Genomic DNA, 24026 nt, shown 5'->3' with positions numbered 1-24026 from the left:
CGCACGATCGCGCGCTCGTCACGTGGGGTCAACTCGCGCGCGCTATACTCGCTGGGATGACCGCGAGCGCGCCCCTCGAGCCCACACCGACCTCCGCGCCACGCCCGCGGGTGCTGGTCGTGGAAGACGACGAGCACATGCGAGAGCTCTTGCTGGAGAGCCTGGCCCAGGACGGCTTCACGGTGCTCGGCGCGGCGTCCGCGGCCAACGCACTCGACCTCCTGCAGTCCGAGGCGGTACACGCGGTGGTCACGGACCTGAACCTGGGTGGCATGAACGGCCTCGAGCTGTGCCGTCGCATCCACGCACTGGACGCCTTGCTCCCCGTCGTGCTCATCACCGCGTTCGGCAGCATGGACGCCGCCGTGGGCGCTGTCCGCGCCGGGGCATACGACTTCATCACGAAGCCGTTCAAGATGAACCAGCTGGTGCTGGTCCTGCGCCGCGCGACGCAGCTCCGCGCCATCCAGACGGAGCTGAGCTCACTCCGAGAACGTGTGGCGAGCGCGAGCGTGGTCGACGCGCTGATCGGGGATAGCGAGCCCATGCGCCGGCTGCGGCACACACTCGGGCGCGTAGCCCGATCGGACGCGACGGTGCTGATCCTCGGCGAGAGCGGCACTGGCAAGGAGGTCATCGCCCGCGCCGTGCACGAGGACAGCGACCGCCGGAAGGGCCCGTTCGTCGCCGTGAACATGGGCGCCATTCCGGCATCGCTGGTGGAGAGCGAGCTGTTCGGACACGCCCGCGGCGCGTTCACCAGCGCGCACGACAAGCACGCAGGGCTGTTCGCGCAGGCCAACGGAGGCACCCTGTTCCTCGACGAGGTAGGCGAGCTCCCATTGGAGGTCCAGCCGAAGCTCCTGCGGGCCCTGGAAGCGGGCAGCGTGCGCCCCGTGGGCGCCGAGCACGACGTCGCCTTCGACGCACGCATCGTGGCTGCCACCCACCGCGACCTGGCGAGCCTCGTAGAGGACGGGTCGTTCCGCGAGGATCTCTACTTCCGCCTGAACGTACTGGACGTCCACGCGCCGCCGCTCCGCGCTCGCGGGAGGGACGTCCTGCGTCTCGCGCAACACTTCATGTCGGCACTGGGCGCGCAGGCCAAGCGCCCGGGGTTGCAGCTCTCGCCCGAGGCGGCCCAGCGCCTGCTGGAGTACACGTGGCCTGGCAACGTGCGCGAATTGAAGAACTGCATCGAGCGCGCAGTCGCGCTCTCGCGTACCGACACCCTCGCCGTGGCAGACCTCCCCGAACGCGTGCGTGACTTCGATCCAGGTCACCTGGTCGTCGTCGCACGCGACATCGACGCCCTCTTGCCACTCGACGTCATCGAGAAGCGCTATGCGCTGCACGTGCTCGAGGCCGTGGGAGGCAACCGTACGGTTGCCGCGGAGGTGCTGGGGGTCGGACGTAAGACGCTTTACCGGAAGCTGCTCGAGTGGCAGGTCGAGCCCGGGGCGACGCGGCCGAAGACCTGAGCGTGGTGGCGTGGCGCGCTGATCCGGAGGCGCGCTGCCCGGGTGCCTGACCACCTACGCACGCCGCGCACGGCGGAAGCCTCCGGCGCGTGACGCTCAGGCGCCCTGCATCACGCGTCGGCGTGTGGCCTGGGGGTGCTCGGACACGGGACGCAGGCGCTGCAGCCCCTCGAAGCGCAGCGTCGCGCTCGGCCATTCGTCGGCGAGCAAGTGGACCTTCTCGAGGAAGGTGTGGTCCACGAGCGTGGCGTGCTCGAAGTCCATGACCACCTCACGCACGTCCTCTGGTACGCGCGTGAGTGCGCGACGCACGGCCAGGAAGTTCAGGAACGTCGCGGAGCCGGTGATGGTGACGACCAGCGTGTCTCCCTCTCGCCGCTGCGTGAGCGGGTCACGCAGGAGGCCACGAAGGGAAGCTCCTCGGACCACGTGCAGGACCACCTTCAGCGCGAGCCCGGCGGCCACGCCGACGAGCAGGTCTTCCACCACCGTGACGATCATCGTCGTGAGGAAGATCAGCAGCTGGTCGAGGCCCTTCTCGCGTGCGTGCCTCAGCTGGCTGGGGGCGGCGAGACGAAGTCCGGTGGCCACCAGCATGGCCGCCAGCGCGGCGAGCGGAATGAGGCCCAGCAGAGTCGGCGCAAAGACGACGAAGCAGAACAGAAACAGGCCATGGAAGAAATTCGCGCGATGGTCCACCGCGCCCGCGTCCACGTTCGCGCGACTGCGCACGATCTCGGAGATCATGGGGAGCCCCCCGACGACGGCGACCGCGGCGTTGGCGACCCCCACCGAGAGGAGATCGCGGTTGAGGTCCGACGCTCGCTTCTTGGGGTCCATGGCGTCCACGGCGATGACCGACAGGAGCGACTCCACGCTCCCCACGAGCGAGAACATGACCACGTACTTCGCGAACACGTAGGGGTGGGCCTGCACGCCACTGAAGTCTGGGAAGACCACGGCTTGCAGGAGGTCGTCTGGCAGGCTGACGAGGAACCGCGGGCCGAGGTCGTACGTGCCCCCCGCGAAGTGGTAGGTGTGCGCGTGCGGCAGGTCGAACCACAGCGCCGCCGGCACCGCGAAGATGAGTACCCCCATGGGAGCTGGCACCTTCTGGAGGCGCGCGGGCAACCTGGGCCAAACCAGCAGCATGACGAGCGCGACTCCACCAATCAGGGCGACCTCGGGGTTCGACTCGACGAGGTCGCGCGGGATGTGGAGGAGGAGCGCGAGGGGCGGCCCCGAGTCGGTCACCCCGAGCAGCAGCGGGACCTGCTTGGCGATGATGATCACGCCGATGGCGGCGAGCATCCCATGCACCACGCTGTCAGGCATGCTCGCGGCGATGTCCCCCGCTCGCAGCCACGCGAGCGCGATCTGGACGACGCCCGCCACCACGCCGACCGCCAGCATCCGGCGGTACCCCAGCGCAGCGTCGCCTCCGCCGAGCTCGGTGACCGCCCCCGCCACGATGACGATCAGCCCTGCGGCCGGACCCTTGATGGTGAGCGGCGCGCTGCCGAGGAACGAGGCGACGAGGCCACCGGCGATGGCCGTCAGGATACCCGCCACGGGCGGGGCGCCGCTCGCGAGCGCGATGCCGAGGCTGAGTGGCAGCGCGATCAGGAACACGAGGAACCCGGAGGTCGCGTTGGCGCGGATGTCGACGTTCATGGGCCGGTCGCGAGTAAGCAAGACGCGCACCATCCGTGCTCCCAGCAGATCACCATGTAGTCCGAGCCCAGAACCCCCTGCGGGTGGGTCAAAGTGACCCAAGGACCTGGCTAGTCGCGTTGACCAGTCCGCCCACCGCGTGGCAGCGTCGCGTGTGCGCTTGGCGCTCAAGCTGACCTTGGTGCTCACCCTCTGGACGCTGATCGTGCTGTCCGGCTACGGCTACTACCGCATGCAGCACGCGCTCGCGTGGGTAGAGGCCGACCTGCGGCGCGACGAGCTTCTCGTCGGGAGCGTATTGCGTCCTGCCGTGGAGCAGGCCTACGCGGCAGGAGGCCGCGCGGAGGCCGAGCGCGTGGTGAGATCGGCGAACGACAGCGAGCGCTTCGTACAGATCCGGATAGTCGAGCACGTCACCACAGGCGACGACGAGGCCGACTACACGTACCTCCCGAACCGCGAGGCGCCCGAGAGCCTGGTGAGCTACGTTCCACTGACGTTGCACCGGAGCCCGGCCGGCGAGCCCGTCGACCTGGGGCTGGAGCTCGTCGTCAGCCTGGACGAGGAGCGACTGCTGGCTCGCAACACGCTCCTCGACCTCGCCGTCGTCCTCCTGCTGATCGGGGTGTGCTCGTTCGGCCTCGCATCGTGGGTCGGGTGGCGCCTGGTCGGACGCCCGGTCGGCGCGCTGGTGCAGCTCCTGCGACAAGTGGGTCGCGGTGAGGAGGCGCACCGAGTCGACCTGCGCGGCAACGACGAGCTGGTCGACCTGGCGGCGGAGATGAATCGCATGGTGGAGCTCATGGCCGTCAGCCGAAGAAGGGAAGCCGACGAGGCCAACCGCGCGGGACAGCTGCAGGAACAGCTCCGCCACGCCGACCGCCTGGCCACGATGGGCATGCTCATGGCGCGTGTCGCGCACGACGTCGGCACGCCCCTCAACGTCATCGGCAGTCGACTCGACCGTGTCCTGAGCGGGCGGGTGGAGGGCGACGCCGCGCTGCGTGACGTGCGCATCGCCAACGAACAGACGGAGAGGATCACGGCAGCCATCGGCTCACTGCTGGACTTCGCCCATCGCGGCGACGCCGAGCGCAGCGAGATTGCGCCCGAACAGCTGCTCCGGCGCGCTCGCGAGCTGTTGGCCACGGTCGCACGGGCGCATCGGGTCGAGCTCCAAACGGTCTCGGTCGTGCCCCCCGACATCCGGCTGCGCACCGCCCCGCAGCTTGCGCTGCAGGCGCTCACGAACCTGTGTGTCAACGCGCTCCACGCATCGGGGGCAGGCACGGAGGTGACGGTGCGGGCGCGCGCCGCCGGGATGGCGTCGCCTCCTCCGGGCGTGATCGCGCACGCGGGACCGTACGTGTGCTTCTCGGTCGAGGACCACGGGCCGGGGCTGCCCACCGGAAAAGAGGACGAGGTCTTCGAGCCGTTCTTCACGACCAAGCCCGTCGGCGAGGGGACCGGCCTCGGTCTCCCGATCGCGCGCAGCATCGCGCACGACTTGGGTGGCTGGCTGGAGGTCCACGCGCGGATCCCTCGAGGGACGCGCTTCGAGCTGTACCTACCCATCCACCCCACCTGACGCCGTGAGCCCTGTACACCGAAGCGACGAAGCCGCAACACGGGCGAAACAGAGGCGTAGAATCATCGTGGCTCGGATCGCTTCCGATCCGCTCGTCGCCCGCGAAGAGAGGAGCACAGCCTTGTCCGCCGAATCGCCGCCGCCCACGCAGAGCCCGAGTCCTCCTTGGGTCGAGGTGTCTGCTCTCGGAGACAACCGCTACCGAGTGCGGCTCGGCGGCCCTTTCGGGCCCACCTGGCTCGCCAGCTTGTGCACCGAGCTGTCGGACAACGACCTATCCATCGAGCGGGCCCACGCCATGCGCGGGCCCGACGACGCGTGGATGGCAGAGCTGACCATCGAAGCCGACGAAGGGGCCGAGGACCCGTGCACCCTCCCCTACCTCGAGTGGGCCGAGTCCCAGCTCGAGACGCACAGCGCGCGCGTGCGCCCCACGACGTTCGATCTGGTGCAGACCGACGCGCATGGGGGCACCCTGTGTCTGACCCTGGAAGCGGACGACGTGCTCGGACTCCTGGGCACCCTCCTGACGCAGCTGGCGAACATCTGCCTGTGCGCGGTCGAGATGCACATCGAGACGCGGGCCGGTCGCGCCCACGACCAGGTGTGGCTCGCCACCGTCGACGGCTGCCAACCCACGGAGACACACCGCGACGAGCTGGATCAGCTGCTGCGCGGCGCGTAGCCGGGCGTCGCTCCGCGCCCGCTTCGCCCCCGCGGACGGGCCCAGGCCGGGCGCGTTGCGTCCGCGCTGCACGACGTGCTACTCCGCACCCCCGATCCCGAGACCCGTTCGCCGCTGCGGACGTCGCGCTCTCGGGTCCCGAACCACGCGACCACACCCATGTTTGAGACCCTCACCAAGGGCTTCCGGGCCGCCCGAAATCGACTCGCCGGCGTCACCGAGCTGACCGAAGAGAACATCGAGCCCGCGCTGCGCGACGTGCGCCTGTCGCTGCTCGAGGCCGACGTCGAGTTCAACGTCACCAAGCGCTTCCTCGCGCGGGTGAAAGCCGAAGCCATCGGCCAGGTACAGCAGGTCGAGGTCAAGAAGGGTCAGCAGAAGCTGAAGGTGGGCGCCGCCGAGCGCTTCGTGAAGATCTGCCAGGACGAGCTCGAGGCCATGATGGCCTTCGAGGGCGAGGCCGTGTTCTTCGCGCCCAAGCCGGCCCCGACCGGCATCATGATGGTGGGTCTGCAGGGCGCGGGTAAGACCACCAGCGCCGCCAAGCTGGCCCGCCTGTTGGAAGCCGAGTTCGGCCGCAAGGTGCTGCTCGTCGCGGCCGACGTGGCCCGCCCGGGCGCCATCGAGCAGCTGCAGGTGCTCGGCGAGCGCATCGACGTCCCGGTCTTCTCCATCCCAGGCGGCATCCCTCTCGAGATCTGCAAAGAGGGCGCGAAACACGCCAAGAAGATCAAGCGTGACACCGTGATCTTCGACACCGCAGGTCGCCTCGCGATCGACGAAGCGCTGATGAAGGAGCTGGCCGACATCAAGGCCGCCGTCACGCCGCAGAACATCTTCATGGTGGTGGACGCCATGATCGGTCAGGACTCGGTCAAGACCGCCAAGTCCTTCCACGAGCAGCTCGCGCTGAGCGGCGTCGTCCTCACCAAGCTCGACGGTGACGCGCGCGGCGGCGCGGCCCTCTCCATCAAGGAGGCCACCGGCGCCAGCGTGCGCTTCGTGGGTATGGGCGAGGAGCTGGACCGCCTGGAGGTCTTCCGCCCCGACGGCATGGCCAGCCGCATCCTCGGAATGGGTGACGTGGTCGGCCTGATGAAGGACTTCGAGTCCGTCGTCGACCAGGAGAAGGCCGAAGAAGACGCGCGCCGCATGCTCGAGGGGCGCTTCACCTTCGACGACTTCCTGCAGCAGATCGAGATGATCCAGAACATGGGTCCGCTGCAGGAGATCTTCGAGAAGATGCCGTTCTTCGCGGACTCCATGCCGGACGGCTTCCAGGTGGACGAGAAGGAGCTCGGGCGCACCAAGGCCATGGTCAACTCCATGACCCGCGACGAGCGGCGCGACCCGACGCTCTTCCAGAAGCACCCCTCGCGCTTGGTGCGCGTGGCCAAGGGTTCGGGCCGCGAGGCGAAGGACGTCGCCGAGCTGATCCAGCGCTTCTCCTTCATGCAGAACATGATGGGCAGCATCGGCCAGCAGGCGGGCATGCTGTCGAAGATCCCGGGCATGAAGCAGCTCGCTCAGGCCAACCAGCTCCGCAACGCCGTGCGAACTGGCGGCATGGAGAGCAACCCGATGATGGCCAACTTGGCCGAGCAGCTGCTGGAAGCGGCCGTCGCCGAGGGCGGTCTGCCCCCAGGGATGAGCGGGCTGCCCGGTATGGGCGGCTTCCCCGGCATGGGCGGCATGGGTGGCATGCCGGGCATGGGCAGCATGCCGGGGCTCCCGCCGGGCTACACGTTGCCGGGCATGGGCCGCAACCAGAACCCGCGCAAGAAGGTCGACAAAGACAAGAAGAAAAAAGAGCGCAAACAGCAGAAGAAGTCGCGCCAGAAGTCGCGAAAGTAGGGCACATGGGGAAGACGACACACGGAGCAGCGCCCTTCGTCGCGCTCGGGATCCTGGGGTTGATGCTGTCATCGGCCTGTGTCGAACGCTCGGAAGAGCTGAGCGCTGCGCAGCGCGAGCGAGTGAGGACCCACGTCTCGCGCACCGCCCCGCACCCCTCCCACCCGCTCGACATCGCGTTCGGCGACTCCGTGGAGCTGATCGGGTACGACCTCAGCGAAGAGACGTGGGCGCGTGGGACGGATCTGACCGTCACTTGGCACTGGAAGGTGCTGGCCCCCGTGGGCGACGACTACCGACTCTTCACGCACATCGAGGCGCGGGGCACGGACACGCTCAACCACGATGGCGACGGCGCCGTGCGTGGCCTCTACCCCCCTTCGCGGTGGCAAGCGGGCGAGTACATCCGCGATGAACAACGCATCCACCTACCCAGTGAGTGGGGCATGGGACCGAGCGGAGCCACGGCCACGGACGCTGCGTTCTACGTGGGCTTCTGGCGCGGCAACGAGCGCCTCCCCGTGCGGCGCGGGGCACAGGACGGCGACAACCGCGCGCGCCCGCTCACCATCCCCGTCAGCGGTGGCAACCCGGTCGAGGCTGGCCCCCCGCGCATGCCCGAGCTCGTCGCCAGCCGGGCGCTCTCATCCATCACCGTGGACGGCGACTTGCACGATCCAGGCTGGCTCGCGTCCCCTTGGTCGCAGCCCTTCGTCCAGACCATGAACGGCGCGCAGGCCCGCTTCGAGGCCCGCGCACGGGTCGTCTACGACGACACGTATCTCTACGTCGCGTTCCAGGTGGCGGACACGAACCTCCAGAGCCCCCACCGCAACGCAGACGACCACCTGTGGGAGCAGGACTGCGTCGAGGTGTTCCTCGATCCCGATGGCGACGGGCGCAACTACTTCGAGATCCAGGTCAGCCCGCGAGGTGTGGTGTTCGACACGCGCTACGACAGCCGGCGGCAGCCGCAGCCGTTTGGTCACGTGAACTGGCAGAGCCAGGCGCAGGTGGGGGTCGCGCTGCGTGGCACGCTGGACGACGACCAGGTGGACGAGGGCTACCACGTCGAGCTCCGCGTCCCGTTCAGCGCCCTGGTCGCCGAGGGGAGCGCGGCGACCCAGGAGGCGCCAGCCCCCGGGAGCACGTGGCGCATGAACTTCTATGTGATGGAGAAATCGCCCAACGGACAGGACGCCGCGGGCTGGTCGCCCGTCTTGGTGCCGGACTTCCACGCAACGGACCGCTTCGGTCGCGTCACCTTCCGCGACCTGCCGCGCAACCAGCGCGCGAACCCCGAACGCCCTTCGGTGAACGCGACGGAGGCTGCGCTCGAGGACCGCGGGCGCGCGTTGCAGGAGACCGCGGAACGCGTGGAAGCCCAGAACCGCCCGGCGCCCGGCGAACACCCTGTCGCTCCCTGAGCCCCACCGCTGGTCTTCGCCCGCCTGATGGAGGTCAGGGTGGCGGACCGGCGGGCACCCGCCGCAGCACGACGTAGTGGTAGTCCGGCGCGTAGGCCACCTGCGCGTACACACGGAACTGCTCCTGCACGAAGGGCATCCGCGCCACGAGCAGCTCCACGGGGTAGCCCGCCAAGCCGACCAACCGACCGCCCGCGGCGCGCTCGGCATCGTGTGGCGCGTCGCCTCGCGCGGCGTGAGCCGCCTGTTGCTGCGAGCCCTGCGGGCGCACCCTCGCCGGAGAGCTCGAGTGCAGCACGATCGCGTCGACGCCGCGCGCCATGAGCAACCCCTCGGGGATGCGCTTGCTCACGTGCCCACCAGGGAGTCGCGCGACCTCGAGGTCGGTGATGCCCCCCAAGTCCACGACGTGGAGGTCACCCGTGTACCCCAGGTACCCGATGTCGACCAACGCCACGCAGCTGGCGCCGTCCAGCGCTGCCAGCACCTCGGCGCCCCCCCGCTCCCGGACCCCAGGCTGCGCGCGCAGCGCGTCGAACGAGTGCAGCCACAGAGCGACCGGTACGAGTGAGGTCACCGCGAGCCCGAGCGCACCCGTCCAGGGCCACGACAGGCGAGCGAGCGCACGCCCCACGACCAGCGCGATGAGCGGGAGCAGAGGGACGACCAGCCTCCCCCCGGGCATCCAATCACCGCCCGCCAGCATCACGGAAAGGAGCCCCAGGCCCACGGCCCCAGGGAGTCGCGGCGGGCCACAGCTCGCCCAGGCCGCTCGGAGCCCATCGCGCCCGCGTGTCCAGAGCCACGCCCCGCACACCACGACGATAGCGGTCGCGGCGCCGGTGCCAACGAGCCAGCGCGCCACGTAGATCACGCCAGCGACGGGGTCACTCGGCTTGGCCAGCGCAGCGAGCGGCAGCGCATGACCGAAAGTGACGAGGCGCCAAGCCACCACGGAGATGGTCCCGCTCGCGACGCTCGCGAGACCCGCGACGCGCAGGCGCCGTGCGGAGGGGCCAACGACCGGACACCACGCCGCGAGACACGCGACGGGCACCAGCTCTGGACGCAACCAAGGGACGCTGAACAGCGCGAGGGCCCACAAGGCCGCGACGCCGCGCGCCGCGCGCGTGGGGGACGGCAGCTCCGCGTAGAGGCCGCAAGTGGCCACGGCGAGCACCAACGTGGCCAGCCCCGTCTCCAGCCCCGCCCCGGCCCACACGACCAGAGGCAGCTGGCACGCAAGGTAGAGCGCCGCGCAGGTCCGCGCCCGCGAGGCACGTGGCGTCCCCGTCGCGAGGAACAGGACGAGCGCAGCGCCCGCCAGCGCGCACAGCGACCCCACCACCCGCGCGACTGCGGGCAGCGCTCCGAAGCGCGCGCACAGGAGCAACAGCGCCGCCCAGGCAGGCCCCGTCACCCCGTCCGCGGCCGCTTCGCCCTGGAAGGCCCACGGTTGCCCTGCGGCGACGCGCCGCACTACGCGGAAGACGACGTACGCATCGTCGACCACATAACCCCCGAGGCCCCACATCGCGACGGACGCGAAGACGATGAAGCCCCCTACCACCACGGCGCGAGATGGGTTCGAGAGGCTATGCGCGCTCCGCATGGGTCGAAGGTACACCGTCGGTCGGCGGCTGGCAGGAGAGCGGTCGAGCAGGCATGGTTGGCAGCATGAGTGATCGCCCGACGAGCTTCATGCGACCTCTGTTCGAGGGCGTCATCCAGGACGACCTGCTGGTGCCCTTCCCCGACGTCTCGCCGGCGCAGCGCGAGTTGCTGTCCGACGCGGAGGGACGCCTCCGCGCGGTCGTCCACCGACTCGACGTGCGGGGCGCTGACCGCGCGGGCGAGCTCGGAGACCATGCGCGTGAGACGCTCGCGAGCGCAGGCGTCTACGGGGCCACCCTCCCCAGAGCGTACGGCGGAGCAGGCCTGTCGCTGGGCGCGTCCGCGGCCTACTACGAGACGCTCGGTGGCATCGACTTGAGCATCGCGGCCTCCTCCGTCGCGCACGCGGGGATGGCGGCGCGCGCCATCGCGCTGCTCGGCACCGAGGCGCAGCGCGCCGAGTGGCTGCCCGTGTTGGCGCGTGGCGAACAGCTGGCCGCGTTCGCCCTGTCCGAGCCGCTCACCGGCAGTGATGTGGCGGGCGTCTCCACGCGCGTGTTCGAGCGCGACGGTCAGCTGGTGCTGGACGGCACCAAGCACTACGTCACGAACGGCCGACACGCCGGGCTCTTTCTGGTGTTCGCCAAGCGGGAGGACGAGCGCCCGGGAGAGCTGAGCGCCTTCCTGGTGCCGTTCGGGGACGGCATCAGCCGCGGCCCAGTGCGTGATTTCGTGGGTCTACGCGCCGCCGGACTCGGCGCCGTGTCGTTCGAGCTCGTGTCCCTCTCCATGGACGCGGCGCTCGGCCAGCGCGGCGACGGCTTCCGGCTCGCGCTCGAGACACAAGACGCGGCCCGCGTCGAGCTCGCCGCAGCGTGCATCGGCGCCGCGAAGAAGGCGCTGTCGCAGGTCGTCGAGCGCGCGTCGTCGAGGAACGCCTTCGGGCGACCCCTGCGTGACTTCGGCATGGTGCAGAGCCGCTTGGCCCACATGTCCTGTGCGCTCTATACGGCGTCCTGCGCCACCCGGCTGACGGCTGGCTGGATGGACGGCACCAACGGACCCGACGAGCTCCCGGACTGCGGGATCGAGGCCGCCATGTGCAAGGTGCTCGCGGCCGAGGCGTACCAGCACGTGGCGCTCTCGGCGCTCGAGCTCGCTGGAGGCATGGGCACGCTGGGCGACCACCCCTTCGAGCGCCACCTGCGTGACGCGCGGGCCATGATGATGTACGGCGGCAGCCACGACGTGCTGCGCAGCTTCATCGCGCTCGCCGGGCTCGAGCGCACCGACGAACGGGTCCACCAGAGCGCGGCGACCCTGCGTGACCGCGTGAAGCAGCTCGGCGTGGTGCGGGAGCTCCGCGCGCAGCGGGCCCGGCGCGGCTTCGCTCGAGAGCGCTTCGCTACGGTGCACCCAGCGCTGGCGCGTGAAGGGGTGATCTTCGAGGAGCTGGTGGCGCGCTTCGGCGGTGAAGCAGAGCGCATCGCGCGCAAGCACGGCGACGCCCTCGGTCGACGGCAGTTCGTTCAGCAGCGCCTGGCCGACGTCGCGCTCGACCTCTTCGGCGTGGCGTCCGTGCTCGCGGCCACGAGCCAGACCGTCCTCCAACGGGGCCCCGAGCGGAGTCGCTCGCAGCTCGACCTGGCGACCGCCTGCGTCGAGCTGGCCCGCGTGCGCGTGGGGCCCGCACTCGACCACATGGACCGGGACGTGGACGAGCTGCTGAAGCAGATCGCTGGAACCGTCTGTGACGAGGCAGCCGCCGCGCTGCGCTCATCATGAGTGGCGCCCGCGGTCGGCGCGCACGCCAGGGGCCCGCGCGGCTCGCGTCCATCTTCGCGCTGCTGCTCTCTCTCGGATGCCACGAGCTCGGCAACCCGGTCACGCGCGAGACCCCCGCGACACCGTACCCCAGCGCGGCCCCGCACAGCACCGTCACCCACGTGACCTACGCGCACAGTCGGGAGGCGGTCGCGTGGCGACGCCCGCCCGCGCACGCCCTCGACCAAGCGCTGCCGAGTGCCCGATACATCGCGCGCATCGACGTCGAACACGCCCCCGTCGCGGTCTCGCGTGTGCGGCTCGCCACGACGGTCGCTTTCGCCGACGGAACGACGCGGACCGTCGAGTGGATCGCGCCCGGCGCGGAGTCTCCGTGGTCCCTCGACCTGGCCCTCGCCGCGCCCCCCGTGCGGGCCATGACGCGGGTCGCCGTCCATTGAACGTGACGAGGCGATGCGCCCCAACCGGGAGGCCTCGGCCTATTCCATCTCGCGGATCACGACGTCGATGTTGCCGCTGTCGCAGCGGTAGTCCTCCACCGTGCCGAGGAACAGCTGTGCCACGTCCGGGTCGAACTGCGAACCGCTGCAGCGGTTGATCTCGCTGGTGGCCACCTCGTGTGGCAGGGCCTTGCGGTACGCACGGTCGCTCGTCATTGCGTCGTAGGTGTCCGCCACGCTGATGATGCGCGCGATGAGCGGGATGTCCTGCGCCTTGAGACCCAGCGGATAACCCAGCCCGTCCCAGCGCTCGTGATGTAGGTGCACACCCGGGATGAGCGGGTGCAAGAACGAGATGGGCTCGAGGATGTCCCGCCCGTGCGCCGGATGCATCTTGAAGACCTCGTACTCCTCCTGCGACAGCTTGCCCGGCTTGTTCAGGTTCATCACGCAGCCGATCTTGCCGATGTCGTGCATGAGCGCTGCCTGTCGGACGATCTCCACCTGCTCGTGGGGCAGTCCCAGCTTGAGCGCGAGGATCTGCGCGTAAGCCGCGACCCGCTCGCTGTGGCCCGCCGTGTAGCGATCCATCTTGTCGATGGCGCTCGCCAACCCGCGGATGGTCTGCCGGAAGGTGGCCTGCAGGTCTTCGTACAAGTGCGCGTTCTCGATGGCGGCCGAGGCGCGGTTGGTGATGATCTGCTGTAGCTTCCGCAAGCCCTCGTCGTAGCGCTTGCCCGCCGTGTAGCTGGCGCAGCACACCATCCCGCTCAGCTTCCCGCGGATGCGCAGCGGCGTGACGATCAGCGACACCGGATCGCCTGCCTCGGGCACCTTGGCGTAGAACGGCAGCGCGGCCGCGCCGTGCTCGCGGAGGGGTCGGTCGTCGTTGAAGCGCTCCTTCAGCGCGTCGATGTCGAACTCGCCCGTGCTCCCGCTCCGTCGGAAGCGGGGGTTGCGCTCCTCCGCGCGGACGAAGAACGACCCCTCGCCGTTGTCGAGGATGACCGTCACGACGTCCGCCTCGATCTCGTGGAGCGCCGCGTCCATCACCGTCCGCAGCACCTGGTCCAGCGAGAGGCTGTTGGCGATGGCTTCGCTCACCTTGTAGAGCGACAGCGCCTCTTTCAACCGGATGTTCTCGGCCGCGAGCTTCTGCTTCTCGAGGCCGCGTCGGATCGTGTGGACCACCTCCTCCACCTTGAACGGCTTGAGGATGTAGTCGTAGGCCCCGCGCTTCATCGCGTCGATCGCGGTCTCCACCGTGCCGAACCCGGTCATGATGACCGTGACCACGTTCGGCATGTGCTTGGCGATCGACTCGAGCAACTCGAGCCCGCCCATGTTGGGCATCTTCAGGTCGCTCAGGACCAGGTCGTAGTGGGTGCGCGACAGCTCGACCAGAGCCGCCGCGCCGTCCTCGGCGGTGCGCACCCAGAACCCCTCCATGGACAGGAAATCCGCGAGGATCTCGCGGATGACTTTCTCGTCGTCGACGACGAGCAGGCGTGGGGAGTCGTTGGTAGGGGTAGGACTGGACGTCATGAGCGCCCGCAGTCCGACCGCAGGGTGGTCTTGGTGAGTCGAGGGTCGCGCCGGCCGGAACACCCGTGCGACGCAGCAGAGAGGCTACGTTTCCTCGTCCGCCGCTGAAGATGGGGGGACATCGCGTTCTTAGATAGTTCTCAGGGACGGTGCCTGTCAACACGCGCGAAGGCGCCTCCGGAAATCGCCGCGTTGCCCGTCGCCCCACGCCCTGGTAGCGTCCCTCCTCGTGTTGAGCCGACGCATGGGAGCCGCCGTCGTGGTGTACGGCCTGCTGACCGCCGCCGCGCTCCTCCTCACGGGGCTCCGCGGACGGAGTCCCCTGTCCCTACCCACGGACGAAGCCTGGCTCGCCGGCGCGATACCGGCGCTGACCATGCGCACGGCGCTGTCCTTGGCGATCGGCTTGGGCCTCGGCGCCTGCGCCGTGCGCGCGACCAAGCTCTTGGTCACCCGCACGCGCTGGGCCATGCGCTTGCACGTGGAGCTCCGCGCGATGGTGGGACCGTTGTCGGGTGCCCGCATCGCGTTCTTCGCGGTGACCTCGGGCGTGACCGAAGAGATCTTCTTCCGCGGGGCGCTCCAGCCCTTGGCTGGTGTGTGGCTCACGTCGGCGCTGTTCGGCGCGGTGCACGTCGGCCCGAACCGCACGTTCCTTCCGTGGACCCTGTGGGCCGCGTTCATGGGGTTGCTGTTCGGATTGTCGTACCAGCTCACGGGTTCGCTGTTGGGTCCGGTCGTGGCCCACATCGTCGTGAACTACGAGAACCTGCACTATCTCGTGTCCTACGACCCGGTCACCGTGGCACGTGAGCGGCGCATCACCCCCGAAGCGCCCACGTTGGTCGGGGCCCGGGTGCGGACGAGTGGCCGGTCGACCCCGGCGGAGCCCCGATGAGGCCCCCACACAGCGCGCAGTTGACGGCCGGCGCCGCTCTCTTCTACTCTGACGACGGTCGTCCCTGACGCCCTGCGCAGGGCCCACATCGCTCCATGGACTCCGACATCAAGACGCGCGTCACTCCGCTGGAGGACCTCAAGCTTCCGGTGAAAGACGGCCAGGATTGCCTGGTGATCATCTATTCGTCGGACGCGCGCCAGTTCGGCAAGCGCTACCTCCTCACCGCGGACTCGGTCAGCATCGGGCGTGGGAGCGAGAACGAAGTGGTGCTCGAGAACGACGCGGTGTCCCGCAAGCACGCGGTCATCGAGAAGCGTCAGCGCATGTACTACGTGAGCGACTTGGAGTCGACGAACGGCACCTACGTGAACGACTCGCTCGTGCGCGACTACCAGCTGCGCCGCGGCGATCAGATCAAGATCGGGGACACCATCCTCAAGTTCCTCTCCGGCTCGGACATGGAGGCCCAGTACCACGAGACCATCTACAAGATGACCATCGTGGACGGGCTCACGGGGGTGAACAACAAGCGCTTCTTCTTGGACGCGATGGACCGCGAGATCCCGCGCGCCCGTCGCCACCAGCGGCCGCTCTCGCTCGTCATGATGGACCTCGATCACTTCAAGGGCATCAACGACACGTTCGGGCACTTGGCCGGAGACTTCGTCCTCAAGGAGTTCGCGCAGCTCGTGAAGGCGCGGCTGCGCCCGGACGACATCCTCGCCCGCTACGGCGGCGAGGAGTTTGCGGTGATCCTGCCCGAGACCGACCGTGACGGCGCCCACAAGATCGCCGACGAGCTGCGCCGGATGGTCGCCGCACACCGGTTCGAGTTCGAGCGTGAGCCCGTGCGCGTGACGCTCAGCTGTGGCGTCGCCCAGCTCGCCGAGGGCTGGGACGTGCTGCAGTTCGTCAAAGCGGCCGACGACCGCCTGTATCACGCGAAGAACTCAGGCCGGAACCAGGTCGCGTCATAGCGCCCAGGCGCGGGCGACGCACCCAACGGCAGCGACTCAGAAGTCTCGCCGCACCCGCAAGCAATCCCCGAGCGGGTACCGCTCCCGCAGGGGGGCCATCGTGGGCTCGAGGAGCAGGTCCTCGTCTCGCACGACGCCGGCCAGATAGCTGCGCTTGACGGCATCGAACCAGGCGTTGGTGTCCTCCATTGGAGGGACGAGCGGTTCCTCACGCAGCGGGTCCAGCGGCGGGAACGGCGCCCCGGTCTCCATCGCCACGCGGATGGCCTCCACGTCTTCCCGCTCGTCCTCGGGAGCCGCCTCCTCGAGTTGGCTGAGCATACGCACCCAGCGTGACGGCGACCCCGTGCGACGCGCCAGCGGCGCGACCACCTGCGCTACCCACAGCGGAGAGGTCTCGCGCTGCTCCCAGGCGGACGCAGGCGCGCGCGCCGCCAGGCGAGAGGACGCCTCGTACGCTTCGGCGCGCTTGTCGATCAGCACCGCGATCTTGAGCGCCTCCCAATCGCACCACGGCAGCGACGGCACGCAGCGAGCTGCCGCCAGATAGGCCCGCATCGCCTCCTCGGGCATGCCCGCGCGCTTGCGTGCGTGGGCCACACTGGCGAAAGCGGTCGCGACGTCGGGCTCCACGCTGACGTGACGCTCCCCCTTGCGCAGGTAGACGTCGAGCGTGAACTCAGCCCCGAAGTCGGGGCTCTCCCACTCGCTGACGCAGGTCTGGCACCACCCATCCATCGTGCGGTGGATCATCCGCTCTTCCCCGGTGTCCGGGTAGTAGTCCACGATGGGCCACGTGTCGGACACCGGTCCGGCGCTGCGGTCGAACGCCAGCAGGCTGCCTTCAGCCGTCTCACAGAACGGCAGCAGCAGCTCGGGGTCCAGGAAATCCTTGCGCATGGCGTTGGCGTAGTCGCGAACGGCGGCGCCGATGGTGCCGGGCTCGAGGCCGACCGGAAGCATCTTGCCCACGGGGAGCTCGCCGCCATTGAAGCGCGTCAGGATCAGGCGCAGGTCCGAGGGGAGCGGCCCGCCCAGCGTCTGCTCCAACGCCCGCAGCTCCGCGTTCGATGCTGGCGGGTTGAGGGTGAGCTCCGCGCGCTTGACGCCGACCCACTTCAGAAACTGGCGAACTCCTCGATGCACGATCTCTCCTGGGTGACCCCGACCGATGGGGGACGGGGGCGGCTCGACCGCGCCCCGATGTCTACCCTGCTTCGCCCACGAGGTAAACGGCCAAAGCCCGCAGCGCACTCGCCGCTACAGCCCCGCGGCGGGGGCTGCTACCCTGCGGCGTGCCGTCCGCCCCCCCTACGCCCAGGCCATCGCCACGAGCCGTCCCGCGCGCAGCCGTGCTGCTCGCGCTCGGCGTGGTCTGCCATACGGGCGCGGCGCGTGCGCAACCGCTCGAAGGCGAACAGGCTGCGGCCCTGCGAGCGATGCGCGAAGCGGAACGCGCGCTGTTCCGACCGGTCGCCCCACAAGGAACCCGAGCGGCGGTGCAGCTCGAAGACCACGTCCCGAGCGTGCTCAGCTCGGGCGTCCCGGCCGCGGCCCCCGAGCGGGCCCAGGCCGACTCCGACCTCACCTGGCTGCGGGGCATCGCCCTGCCCGACCTGCCCGTGCGCTGGGACGAGCGCGTCGTTCGCTTCCTCGAATACTTCCGCAACGATGCGCGCGGCCGTCAGCTGATGGCCGGATGGATTCAACGTTCCACCCGCTACGGCTCGATGATCGACCGGGAGCTCGCGCGCGCCGACCTGCCGCGAGATCTGCGCTGCGTGGCGATGGCAGAGAGCGGCTTCGACCCGACGGTGCGCAGCTACCGCGGCGCATCCGGAATGTGGCAGTTCGTCCCACGCACCGGAGAGCAGTACGGACTGGTCCGCACGCACTGGGTGGACCAGCGCAACGACCCCATCCGCTCCACCCGCGCCGCGGCGGAGTACCTCGGGAACCTGCACCGACGGCTGGGCTCCTGGGAGCTGGCCCTCGCCGCGTACAACATGGGCTATGGCGCGATGACGCGCTCCATCCGCAAGTACAACACCAACGACTTCTGGGCGTTGGCCCGGCTCGAGTCGGGTCTCCCCTTCGAGACGACCGTGTACGTCTCGAAGATCCTCGCGTGCGCCATCGTCATGCGCAACCCCGAGCGGTTCGGCTTCGCCGACCTCACGCGCGACACGCCGATCGAGGTCGAGGAGGTCACGGTCTCCGGAGGGGTGCAGATGTCCACGCTGGCCCGCGCTGCGGGTCTGTCCACCGCCGAGCTCGCCGCCCTCAACCCCGAGCTACTGCGTGGCCGGACGCCCCCCGGCGCCGAGTATCCGGTGCGCATCCCTCGGGAGCGCTTGGAGGCGTTCGCACGAGCCTGGGCGCGCGTGCGGCCCCGCGATCGCGTGTTCGGCTCACACGTCGTGCGCTTCGGCGAAGACCTCGACGACGTCGCGTGGGCGTACCGCACCACCACCGAGGTGCTCCTGGAACTCAACGACCTGGGCAACGGGTCCGCCGTGAGCGCCGGCCTCGTGTTGGTCGTACCCGCCGGGACGCCTCGCCAACGGAGCGCCTCGGCGCGCCGCGATGTGGTGAGCGTTCCATCGACGGTGACCGACGTGCCCGACCGGCGCCGCGTGTTCTATCCCGTACGTGGTGGCGAGTCCATCGAGGCCGTGGCCGCCTTCTTCGGTGTGGGCGTCGACGACGTGCGGCGCTGGAACGCGCTCGACCCCGCAGCCCGACTCGTGTCCGACATGGTGCTGCAGCTCTTCGTCGAGCCCAGCCGAGATCTCTCGCAAGCCGTGGTGCTGTCCCCCGACGACGTGCGCGTCCTCGTCGTCGGGACGGAAGAGTTCTACGAGTATCACGAGACCCAGGCCGGCCGCGTCCGGCTCCGCTACGAGGTGCAGCCCGGCGATACCCTTCGCAGCCTGGCCGACCGCTTCGGACAGCGCACGGGCGACCTCGCGCGCATCAACCGCTTTTCCCGCCGCAGCACGCTGGTCCCGGGTCAGGAGGTCATCATCTACGCGGACCCGACGCGACTGGCCGCCGCCCACCTCGACGGCGACGCGGAGCGCTCCGACGACATCGACGATGATCGCCACGAGGGCGCAGAAGACGACGGGGAGGACACCGGAGACGACGCCGCCGATGCCGACGGCGACGGTGCGATGGGGGTCGCCGACGACGACACCCCCGACGGCGAGGGAGACTGAGCGCGTGCTGACCCTAGGCGACGCAATCTCGCGTGTCCTCGCCGGTGCCGCCCCCCTCGCGACGGAGCGCGTGAGCCTCGGCCGGGCGCTGGAGCGCTTGCTCGCCATCGACCTCACCGCGCGGGTGGACAGCCCCCCGTTCACGAACAGCGCCATGGATGGCTTCGCCGTGCGGGCCGACGCGCTCATCGGGGCCACGCACGTCAGCCCGGTCACGTTGCCTGTGGAGGGCGAGAGCCGCGCGGGTGGTGCTCTGGTCCCGACGTGCCCGCCAGGCGCCACCATACGCATCTTCACGGGAGCGCCCCTTCCCGAAGGGAGCGACAGCGTCGTCCTGCAGGAGGACGTGCAGCATGAAGGACACGTGGCGGTGTTTCGCGATCCGGCACGCCAGGGGCAGAACGTGCGTCAGCGCGGCGAAGACGTCGCGGTCGGCGGCATCCTGCTCCCCCGTGGCGCGCGGCTCCGCGCGGGAGACATCGGGCTGTTGGCCAGCCAGGGCATCGGGGAGGTGGAGGTCTACCGGCGTCCACGCGTCGCCATCCTCTCCACGGGGGACGAGCTCCGTCGCCTCGACGAGCCCGAGCGCCCGGGGAGCATCGTCAACTCGAACGCGTACATGCTGGAGGCGCTGGTGCTGGACGCAGGGGGTACTCCAGACGTGCGCCCGATCGTCTCGGACACCCTCCCGACGCTGACGGCGAGCGTGCGCGAAGCGTGCGCGACGTCCGACCTGGTGATCTCCACCGGCGGCGTGTCCGTCGGAGACCACGACCTGATGCGTGACGCGCTCGGCGCTGCGGGTGTCTCCATGGACTTCTGGAAGGTCGCCATCAAACCAGGCAAGCCCTTCGCGTTCGGACGCGCTCCACACGGCAGCGCGGTCGCCGGCCTGCCAGGGAACCCCGTCAGCGCGTTCGTCACCTTCGAGGTCCTGGTGCGCCCCCTGCTGCGCGTGCTCGCCGGAGACCCCCGCCCCCACCGTCGACACCTCGCGGCCAAGCTCGCGAGTGCGGTCAAGGCCACCCGTGGACGCGACGAGCTGCTGCGAGCGCGGCTGACGGAAGACGCCACGTCCCCGAGCGGGCTGGGCTGTGTCCCCGTGGCGCGGCGAGGCTCGGGGGCCTTGCCCGCGCTCGCGGGGGTGGACGTGCTGGCCCGCATCCCCGCCGGAGAGGAAACCGTCCCGGCGGGGGCGCTCGTGCAATGCCTGCCGCTGTTCGACGTGCCAGGCGTGGCGCGCACGCCCTTCCCTCTTGCGATGGGCTGAGCCGACGCGCTCGTCGGCGCGCGCTCGCCCTGCTGGCCTCCTCCATACCGCACCGCATGCGTTCCTCCCCGCTCGAGGGGATGCGCACCTGCGCGCGCCTGTCGACCCCGAGCGTCCATGGGGAAGATCTCGCGCGCCCGCGCGTTCATCGGATCAAGCGGTGCGCGGTGGGCTATAGTGCCCTTCCGCTCCGCCCCCAGGGAACTTTCCCCGCCCGGCACGGTCCACTCAGCATGCCACGCCCGTTCGCGCCGCCTCCCAGTCCAGCCCCCGGCCCCGAGGTCTCGTCGGCCCCATGGACGCGCGCGAGGGACGTGCGATGAGCGCCACACTCCCGGCCGAACTGGCCCGGGCGGTGGCGGCCGTGCGACGCCGTGTCCGCACCCGGCGTGCCATGGAAACCATGACGCTCTTCGTGGTGGTGGGGCTCGCGGGAGCGGCGCTGGTCATCGCGGGTGTGAAGACGCACGCGATGACGCACGCAGACGCGCTGCCTTGGCTGCTGGGGTGCGCGGTGCTCCCCGTGCTGGGTGCGCTCTTGGGCGCCCTCCGGCCGGTCCCCCCCCTGCATGCGGCGCAGCTCTTGGATCGCGCCCACGCGCTCGACAGCCGGGTCGCGAGCGCCCTCGAGTTCTCGGCCCTCCCCGACGCGGAGCGCAGCGCGTTCATGGACGCCGCCATCGCGGACGCCTCCCAGCGTGGACAAACTCTGGAGCCCGCCCGCGCCATGCCGCTGCGCGTCCCGCAGGACTGGCCCGTGGGCCTGGCTCTCGCCATGGTCGTGCTGGTCGTCGCGCAGCTCGAGGTGCTCGGACGCGCGCCCGCTCCGCCCATCACGCAACAGAACGCGATGCTGGTCCACCCGGACGACTTGGACGCCTTCGAGAGCGCGCTGCGTCCCATGTTGGACGACCCCGACACCGACGAAGCGCTGCGCGACGCGGCGCGCGACTTCAACGACGTGTTGGAGCGCCTCGCCGACCGTGACCTGGACCGCACCGAGGCCCTACGCGAGCTGCGCGAGCTGGAGACCAGGTTGGCGGAGGCGCGGCCCATGGAGGCCGAAGCGCTGGACGACGCGCTGCGGGAGCTCGGCAACGAGCTGCCACGCCAGGGGCTTACGGAGGCTGCCTCGGAGGCCATGCGCGAAGCCAACGCGGAGGCCGCGGCAGACGCCATGCAGCAGCTGGCCGAACGCGTGAGCACCGAGAGCATCTCCCGCAGCGAGCTGGAGCGCCTGCGCCAGGCCATGGAGCGTGCGGCCCGCGACAACAGCCAGCGCGACCGCGAGGAGCTGGAGCGCCGCCTCGACGAGCAGCGTGAAGAGATGGAGAGCCTGCTGCAGCGCCAGCGCGAGCAGGGGCTGGACGAACAAGAGGAGAGCCTGCTCCGTCGGCGCCAGCGCGAGCTGGAGACCTTGCAGCGCGACCAGGCGGCCATGGAGGAGCGTCGCCGTCAGCTGGACCGGCTGCGGCGCGAGATGGACCAGGCCGCGCAGGACCTCAACCGCAACGCCCGCGACGAGGCGGCGCAGCGCATGCAGCAGATGGCCGAGGACCTCAACCGCATGGCGCGCGAGCAGATGAGCGAAGAGCAGCGCCGCGAGCTGCAGCGCCAGATGGAGCAGCTGCGCGAGATGATCCGCCGGGCGCGTGAGCAACAGCAGCAGAACGGCGACCAGGGCCAGCAGGGCCAGCAAGGTCAGCAGGGCCAACAAGGTCAGGGCCAGGGGCGCGAGGGGATGATGCAGCGCTTCCGGCTGGGCGCGGCTGGCGAAGGCGGGCAGCAGGTGCGCATCCGCATGCCCGGCGATGGGCAGCAGGGTCAGGGTCAGCAGGGCCAGGGCCAGGGTCAGGGCCAAGGCCAGCAGGGCCAGGGCCAGGGCCAAGGGGGTCAAGGGCCTGGTCAGGGCCAGGGCCAGCAGGGTCAGGGCCAGGGCCAAGGTCAGGGCCAAGGTCAGGGCCAAGGTCAGGGCCAGGGCCAAGGTCAGGGCGGTCAGCCGGGCGGCTCGGGCCAAGGTCAAGGCCAGGGCCAGGGTCAGGGCGACATGGAGCTCACGCTCGACCCGTCCGGCCAGGGCGGCGGCAACGCCACGCTCGAGCTCCCCGGGATGGGCGAGGGCCAGGGCCAAGGGGAGAGCGAGGGCCAGGGCCAAGGCGGTGGCATGGGCCCTGGCGCGGGGTCCGAGAGCGGCGGCGAGATGCTCAGCGACGACCCCACGCGGCTCAACGGGAACACGCGCGACTCGCGCGTCGAGGGGCAGCACGGCGACGGCCCCTCGCGCAGCGAGGTCATCCTGGGCGCGGCCGAGCGCGGCTTCGTGGGGCGCGGCTACCGCTCCGTTCACACCGACTACTCCAACCACGCCGAAGAGGTGCTCGAGCGCGACGAAGTCCCGCCCGGCTACCGCTTCTACGTGCGACGCTACTTCCAACTGATCCGGCCGCGCGACGCGGCGGACGCCCCCAGCGCTGGCGCAGCAGGCGCGCAGGAGACGACCCCATGAGCAAGGACACCCCAGCCGAGACCGTCGAGACCTTCGGGCGCGACGTGCAGCGGGTGAAGGCCGAGATCGGCAAGATGATCGTCGGTCAGGACGACATCGTGGACGGCGTGTTGACCTGCCTTCTGGCCGGTGGCCAGGCGCTGCTGGAGGGCGTGCCGGGCTTGGGCAAGACCATGCTGGTGCGCACCCTGGCCGAGTCCATGCGGCTCGAGTTCTCGCGCATCCAGTTCACGCCCGACCTCATGCCGGCGGACATCCTCGGCACCACCGTCCTCTCCGAGGACGCGCACGGCAAGCAGAGCCTCGAGTTCCGCAAGGGGCCCATCTTCGCCAACATCGTGCTGGCCGACGAGGTCAACCGCGCGACGCCCAAGACCCAAAGCGCGCTGCTCGAGGTCATGCAGGAGCACTCGGTCACGGTGGGTGGCCACACCTACAAGATGGAGCAGCCCTACTTCGTGCTCGCCACGCAGAACCCCCTCGAGATGGAGGGCACCTACCCGCTGCCCGAGGCGCAGCTGGACCGCTTCCTGTTCAAGCTGCAGGTGGAGTTCCCCTCGCGCGACGAGCTGCACGCCATCCTCGACCGCACCACGGGCGCCGAGAGCCCCGAGGTCAAGCCCGTGCTCGACCGCGAGACCATCTTGAAGATGCGCAAGGTGGTGCGCGACGTCGCGGTCGCCCGCCACGTGCAGGACTACGCCATCCGCGTGCTGGAAGCGACGCACCCCGGGCGCCCCGGCTCCCCGGACAGCGTCGCCCGCTTCGTGCGTTTCGGCGCCAGCCCTCGCGGCGTGCAGGCCACCTTGCTGGCCGCCAAGATCCGCGCGCTGTTCGACGGTCGCTTCAGCGCCAGCATCGACGACGTGCGTTGGGCGGCGAAGCCGGCGCTGCGCCACCGCATGATCCTCAACTTCGAGGGTGAGGCCGAGGGCGTGCGCACCGACCAGGTGCTCGACGACATCCTCAAGTCCGTGCCCGAGACGGCGAAGTAGCCCCAGCGTGCTGAGCTGGTTCCGACAGCGAGTGTCCGGCGGCGGCGCGAGCGCGGTGTCCGC

The 24026-nt window shown here is 70.1% G+C and carries 17 protein-coding genes; 13 read left to right on the top strand and 4 right to left on the bottom strand.

Features of this window, described 5'->3' with window-relative positions; all coding sequences use genetic code 11:
* Positions 1 to 56: 56 nt before the first annotated feature.
* On the top strand, positions 57 to 1481 hold the full coding sequence (locus H6726_32195) for a sigma-54-dependent Fis family transcriptional regulator (protein ID MCB9662345.1): 1425 nt from the start codon (positions 57 to 59) through the stop codon (positions 1479 to 1481).
* 96 nt (positions 1482 to 1577) lie between these two features.
* Here H6726_32195 and H6726_32190 read toward each other — a convergent pair whose 3' ends face one another.
* Entirely contained in the window at positions 1578 to 3188 is a 1611-nt protein-coding gene (locus H6726_32190; GenBank protein MCB9662344.1) for a SulP family inorganic anion transporter, read from the bottom strand.
* A 106-nt stretch (positions 3189 to 3294) separates the two neighbouring features.
* Between H6726_32190 and H6726_32185 the strand changes: the two genes are divergently transcribed.
* From H6726_32185 to H6726_32170, 4 genes are all read left to right on the top strand, one after another.
* Positions 3295 to 4743, top strand: a complete 1449-nt coding sequence (locus H6726_32185; protein MCB9662343.1) for a HAMP domain-containing histidine kinase — start codon at positions 3295 to 3297, stop codon at positions 4741 to 4743.
* Positions 4744 to 4864: 121 nt separating this feature from the next.
* Positions 4865 to 5428, top strand: a complete 564-nt coding sequence (locus tag H6726_32180; GenBank protein MCB9662342.1) for a hypothetical protein — start codon at positions 4865 to 4867, stop codon at positions 5426 to 5428.
* A gap of 159 nt (positions 5429 to 5587) precedes the next feature.
* Positions 5588 to 7282 (top strand): signal recognition particle protein, encoded by a 1695-nt coding sequence (gene ffh, locus H6726_32175; GenBank protein ID MCB9662341.1) that lies wholly within the window; start codon positions 5588 to 5590, stop codon positions 7280 to 7282.
* Positions 7283 to 7287: 5 nt separating this feature from the next.
* Positions 7288 to 8709 (top strand): carbohydrate-binding family 9-like protein, encoded by a 1422-nt coding sequence (locus H6726_32170; GenBank protein MCB9662340.1) that lies wholly within the window; start codon positions 7288 to 7290, stop codon positions 8707 to 8709.
* A 34-nt stretch (positions 8710 to 8743) separates the two neighbouring features.
* On the opposite strand, the gene H6726_32165 is transcribed toward H6726_32170, so the two are convergent.
* Entirely contained in the window at positions 8744 to 10321 is a 1578-nt protein-coding gene (locus tag H6726_32165) for a hypothetical protein (GenBank protein ID MCB9662339.1), read from the bottom strand.
* 65 nt (positions 10322 to 10386) lie between these two features.
* Here H6726_32165 and H6726_32160 point away from each other — a divergent pair, with 65 nt between their 5' ends.
* Both H6726_32160 and H6726_32155 read left to right on the top strand, forming a co-directional pair.
* On the top strand, positions 10387 to 12108 hold the full coding sequence (locus H6726_32160) for an acyl-CoA dehydrogenase family protein (protein ID MCB9662338.1): 1722 nt from the start codon (positions 10387 to 10389) through the stop codon (positions 12106 to 12108).
* Complete coding sequence (locus tag H6726_32155) at positions 12105 to 12548, top strand: hypothetical protein (protein ID MCB9662337.1); 444 nt, start codon at positions 12105 to 12107, stop codon at positions 12546 to 12548. Before H6726_32160 ends, H6726_32155 begins: the two co-directional genes overlap by 4 nt.
* Before the next feature lie 39 nt (positions 12549 to 12587).
* Here H6726_32155 and H6726_32150 read toward each other — a convergent pair whose 3' ends face one another.
* A complete protein-coding gene (locus H6726_32150; protein MCB9662336.1) occupies positions 12588 to 14093 on the bottom strand; it encodes a response regulator in 1506 nt (501 codons plus the stop codon).
* A gap of 244 nt (positions 14094 to 14337) precedes the next feature.
* On the opposite strand from H6726_32150, the gene H6726_32145 reads away from it, so the two are divergent.
* Positions 14338 to 14991 (top strand): CPBP family intramembrane metalloprotease, encoded by a 654-nt coding sequence (locus tag H6726_32145; GenBank protein ID MCB9662335.1) that lies wholly within the window; start codon positions 14338 to 14340, stop codon positions 14989 to 14991.
* Between the two features lie 95 nt (positions 14992 to 15086).
* The gene (locus H6726_32140; protein MCB9662334.1) at positions 15087 to 15971 is read left to right on the top strand and encodes a GGDEF domain-containing protein; all 885 of its coding nucleotides are present in this window, start codon (positions 15087 to 15089) and stop codon (positions 15969 to 15971) included.
* Between the two features lie 36 nt (positions 15972 to 16007).
* Here the strand turns inward: H6726_32140 and H6726_32135 are convergent, their stop codons facing one another.
* On the bottom strand, positions 16008 to 17117 hold the full coding sequence (locus tag H6726_32135) for an SMI1/KNR4 family protein (GenBank protein MCB9662333.1): 1110 nt from the start codon (positions 17115 to 17117) through the stop codon (positions 16008 to 16010).
* A gap of 353 nt (positions 17118 to 17470) precedes the next feature.
* Between H6726_32135 and H6726_32130 the strand changes: the two genes are divergently transcribed.
* The 4 genes from H6726_32130 (at position 17471) to H6726_32115 (ending at position 23963) form a co-directional block, all read left to right on the top strand.
* Positions 17471 to 19192, top strand: coding sequence for a transglycosylase SLT domain-containing protein (locus H6726_32130; GenBank protein MCB9662332.1), 1722 nt, complete (start codon positions 17471 to 17473; stop codon positions 19190 to 19192).
* A gap of 4 nt (positions 19193 to 19196) precedes the next feature.
* Positions 19197 to 20462, top strand: a complete 1266-nt coding sequence (locus H6726_32125) for a molybdopterin molybdotransferase MoeA (protein ID MCB9662331.1) — start codon at positions 19197 to 19199, stop codon at positions 20460 to 20462.
* Between the two features lie 403 nt (positions 20463 to 20865).
* The gene (locus tag H6726_32120; GenBank protein MCB9662330.1) at positions 20866 to 22968 is read left to right on the top strand and encodes a hypothetical protein; all 2103 of its coding nucleotides are present in this window, start codon (positions 20866 to 20868) and stop codon (positions 22966 to 22968) included.
* The gene (locus tag H6726_32115) at positions 22965 to 23963 is read left to right on the top strand and encodes a MoxR family ATPase (protein ID MCB9662329.1); all 999 of its coding nucleotides are present in this window, start codon (positions 22965 to 22967) and stop codon (positions 23961 to 23963) included. The genes H6726_32120 and H6726_32115 overlap by 4 nt, the downstream gene beginning before the upstream one ends.
* Positions 23964 to 24026 lie beyond the last annotated feature (63 nt).

The organism is Sandaracinaceae bacterium (assembly GCA_020633055.1).
Lineage (GTDB): Bacteria > Myxococcota_A > Polyangia > Polyangiales > Houyiibacteriaceae > JADJJE01.
This window is presented reverse-complemented; position numbering and strand designations above follow the sequence as displayed.

Coding starts and splice junctions, on each gene's coding strand:
- H6726_32160 (MCB9662338.1), top strand. CDS start 10,387: ATGAGTGATCGCCCGACGAGCTTCATGCGACCTCTGTTCGAGGGCGTC.
- H6726_32195 (MCB9662345.1), top strand. CDS start 57: ATGACCGCGAGCGCGCCCCTCGAGCCCACACCGACCTCCGCGCCACGC.
- H6726_32190 (MCB9662344.1), bottom strand. CDS start 3,188: ATGGTGCGCGTCTTGCTTACTCGCGACCGGCCCATGAACGTCGACATC.
- H6726_32115 (MCB9662329.1), top strand. CDS start 22,965: ATGAGCAAGGACACCCCAGCCGAGACCGTCGAGACCTTCGGGCGCGAC.
- H6726_32120 (MCB9662330.1), top strand. CDS start 20,866: ATGACGCTCTTCGTGGTGGTGGGGCTCGCGGGAGCGGCGCTGGTCATC.
- H6726_32140 (MCB9662334.1), top strand. CDS start 15,087: ATGGACTCCGACATCAAGACGCGCGTCACTCCGCTGGAGGACCTCAAG.
- ffh (MCB9662341.1), top strand. CDS start 5,588: ATGTTTGAGACCCTCACCAAGGGCTTCCGGGCCGCCCGAAATCGACTC.
- H6726_32145 (MCB9662335.1), top strand. CDS start 14,338: ATGGGAGCCGCCGTCGTGGTGTACGGCCTGCTGACCGCCGCCGCGCTC.
- H6726_32155 (MCB9662337.1), top strand. CDS start 12,105: ATGAGTGGCGCCCGCGGTCGGCGCGCACGCCAGGGGCCCGCGCGGCTC.
- H6726_32150 (MCB9662336.1), bottom strand. CDS start 14,093: ATGACGTCCAGTCCTACCCCTACCAACGACTCCCCACGCCTGCTCGTC.
- H6726_32165 (MCB9662339.1), bottom strand. CDS start 10,321: ATGCGGAGCGCGCATAGCCTCTCGAACCCATCTCGCGCCGTGGTGGTA.
- H6726_32170 (MCB9662340.1), top strand. CDS start 7,288: ATGGGGAAGACGACACACGGAGCAGCGCCCTTCGTCGCGCTCGGGATC.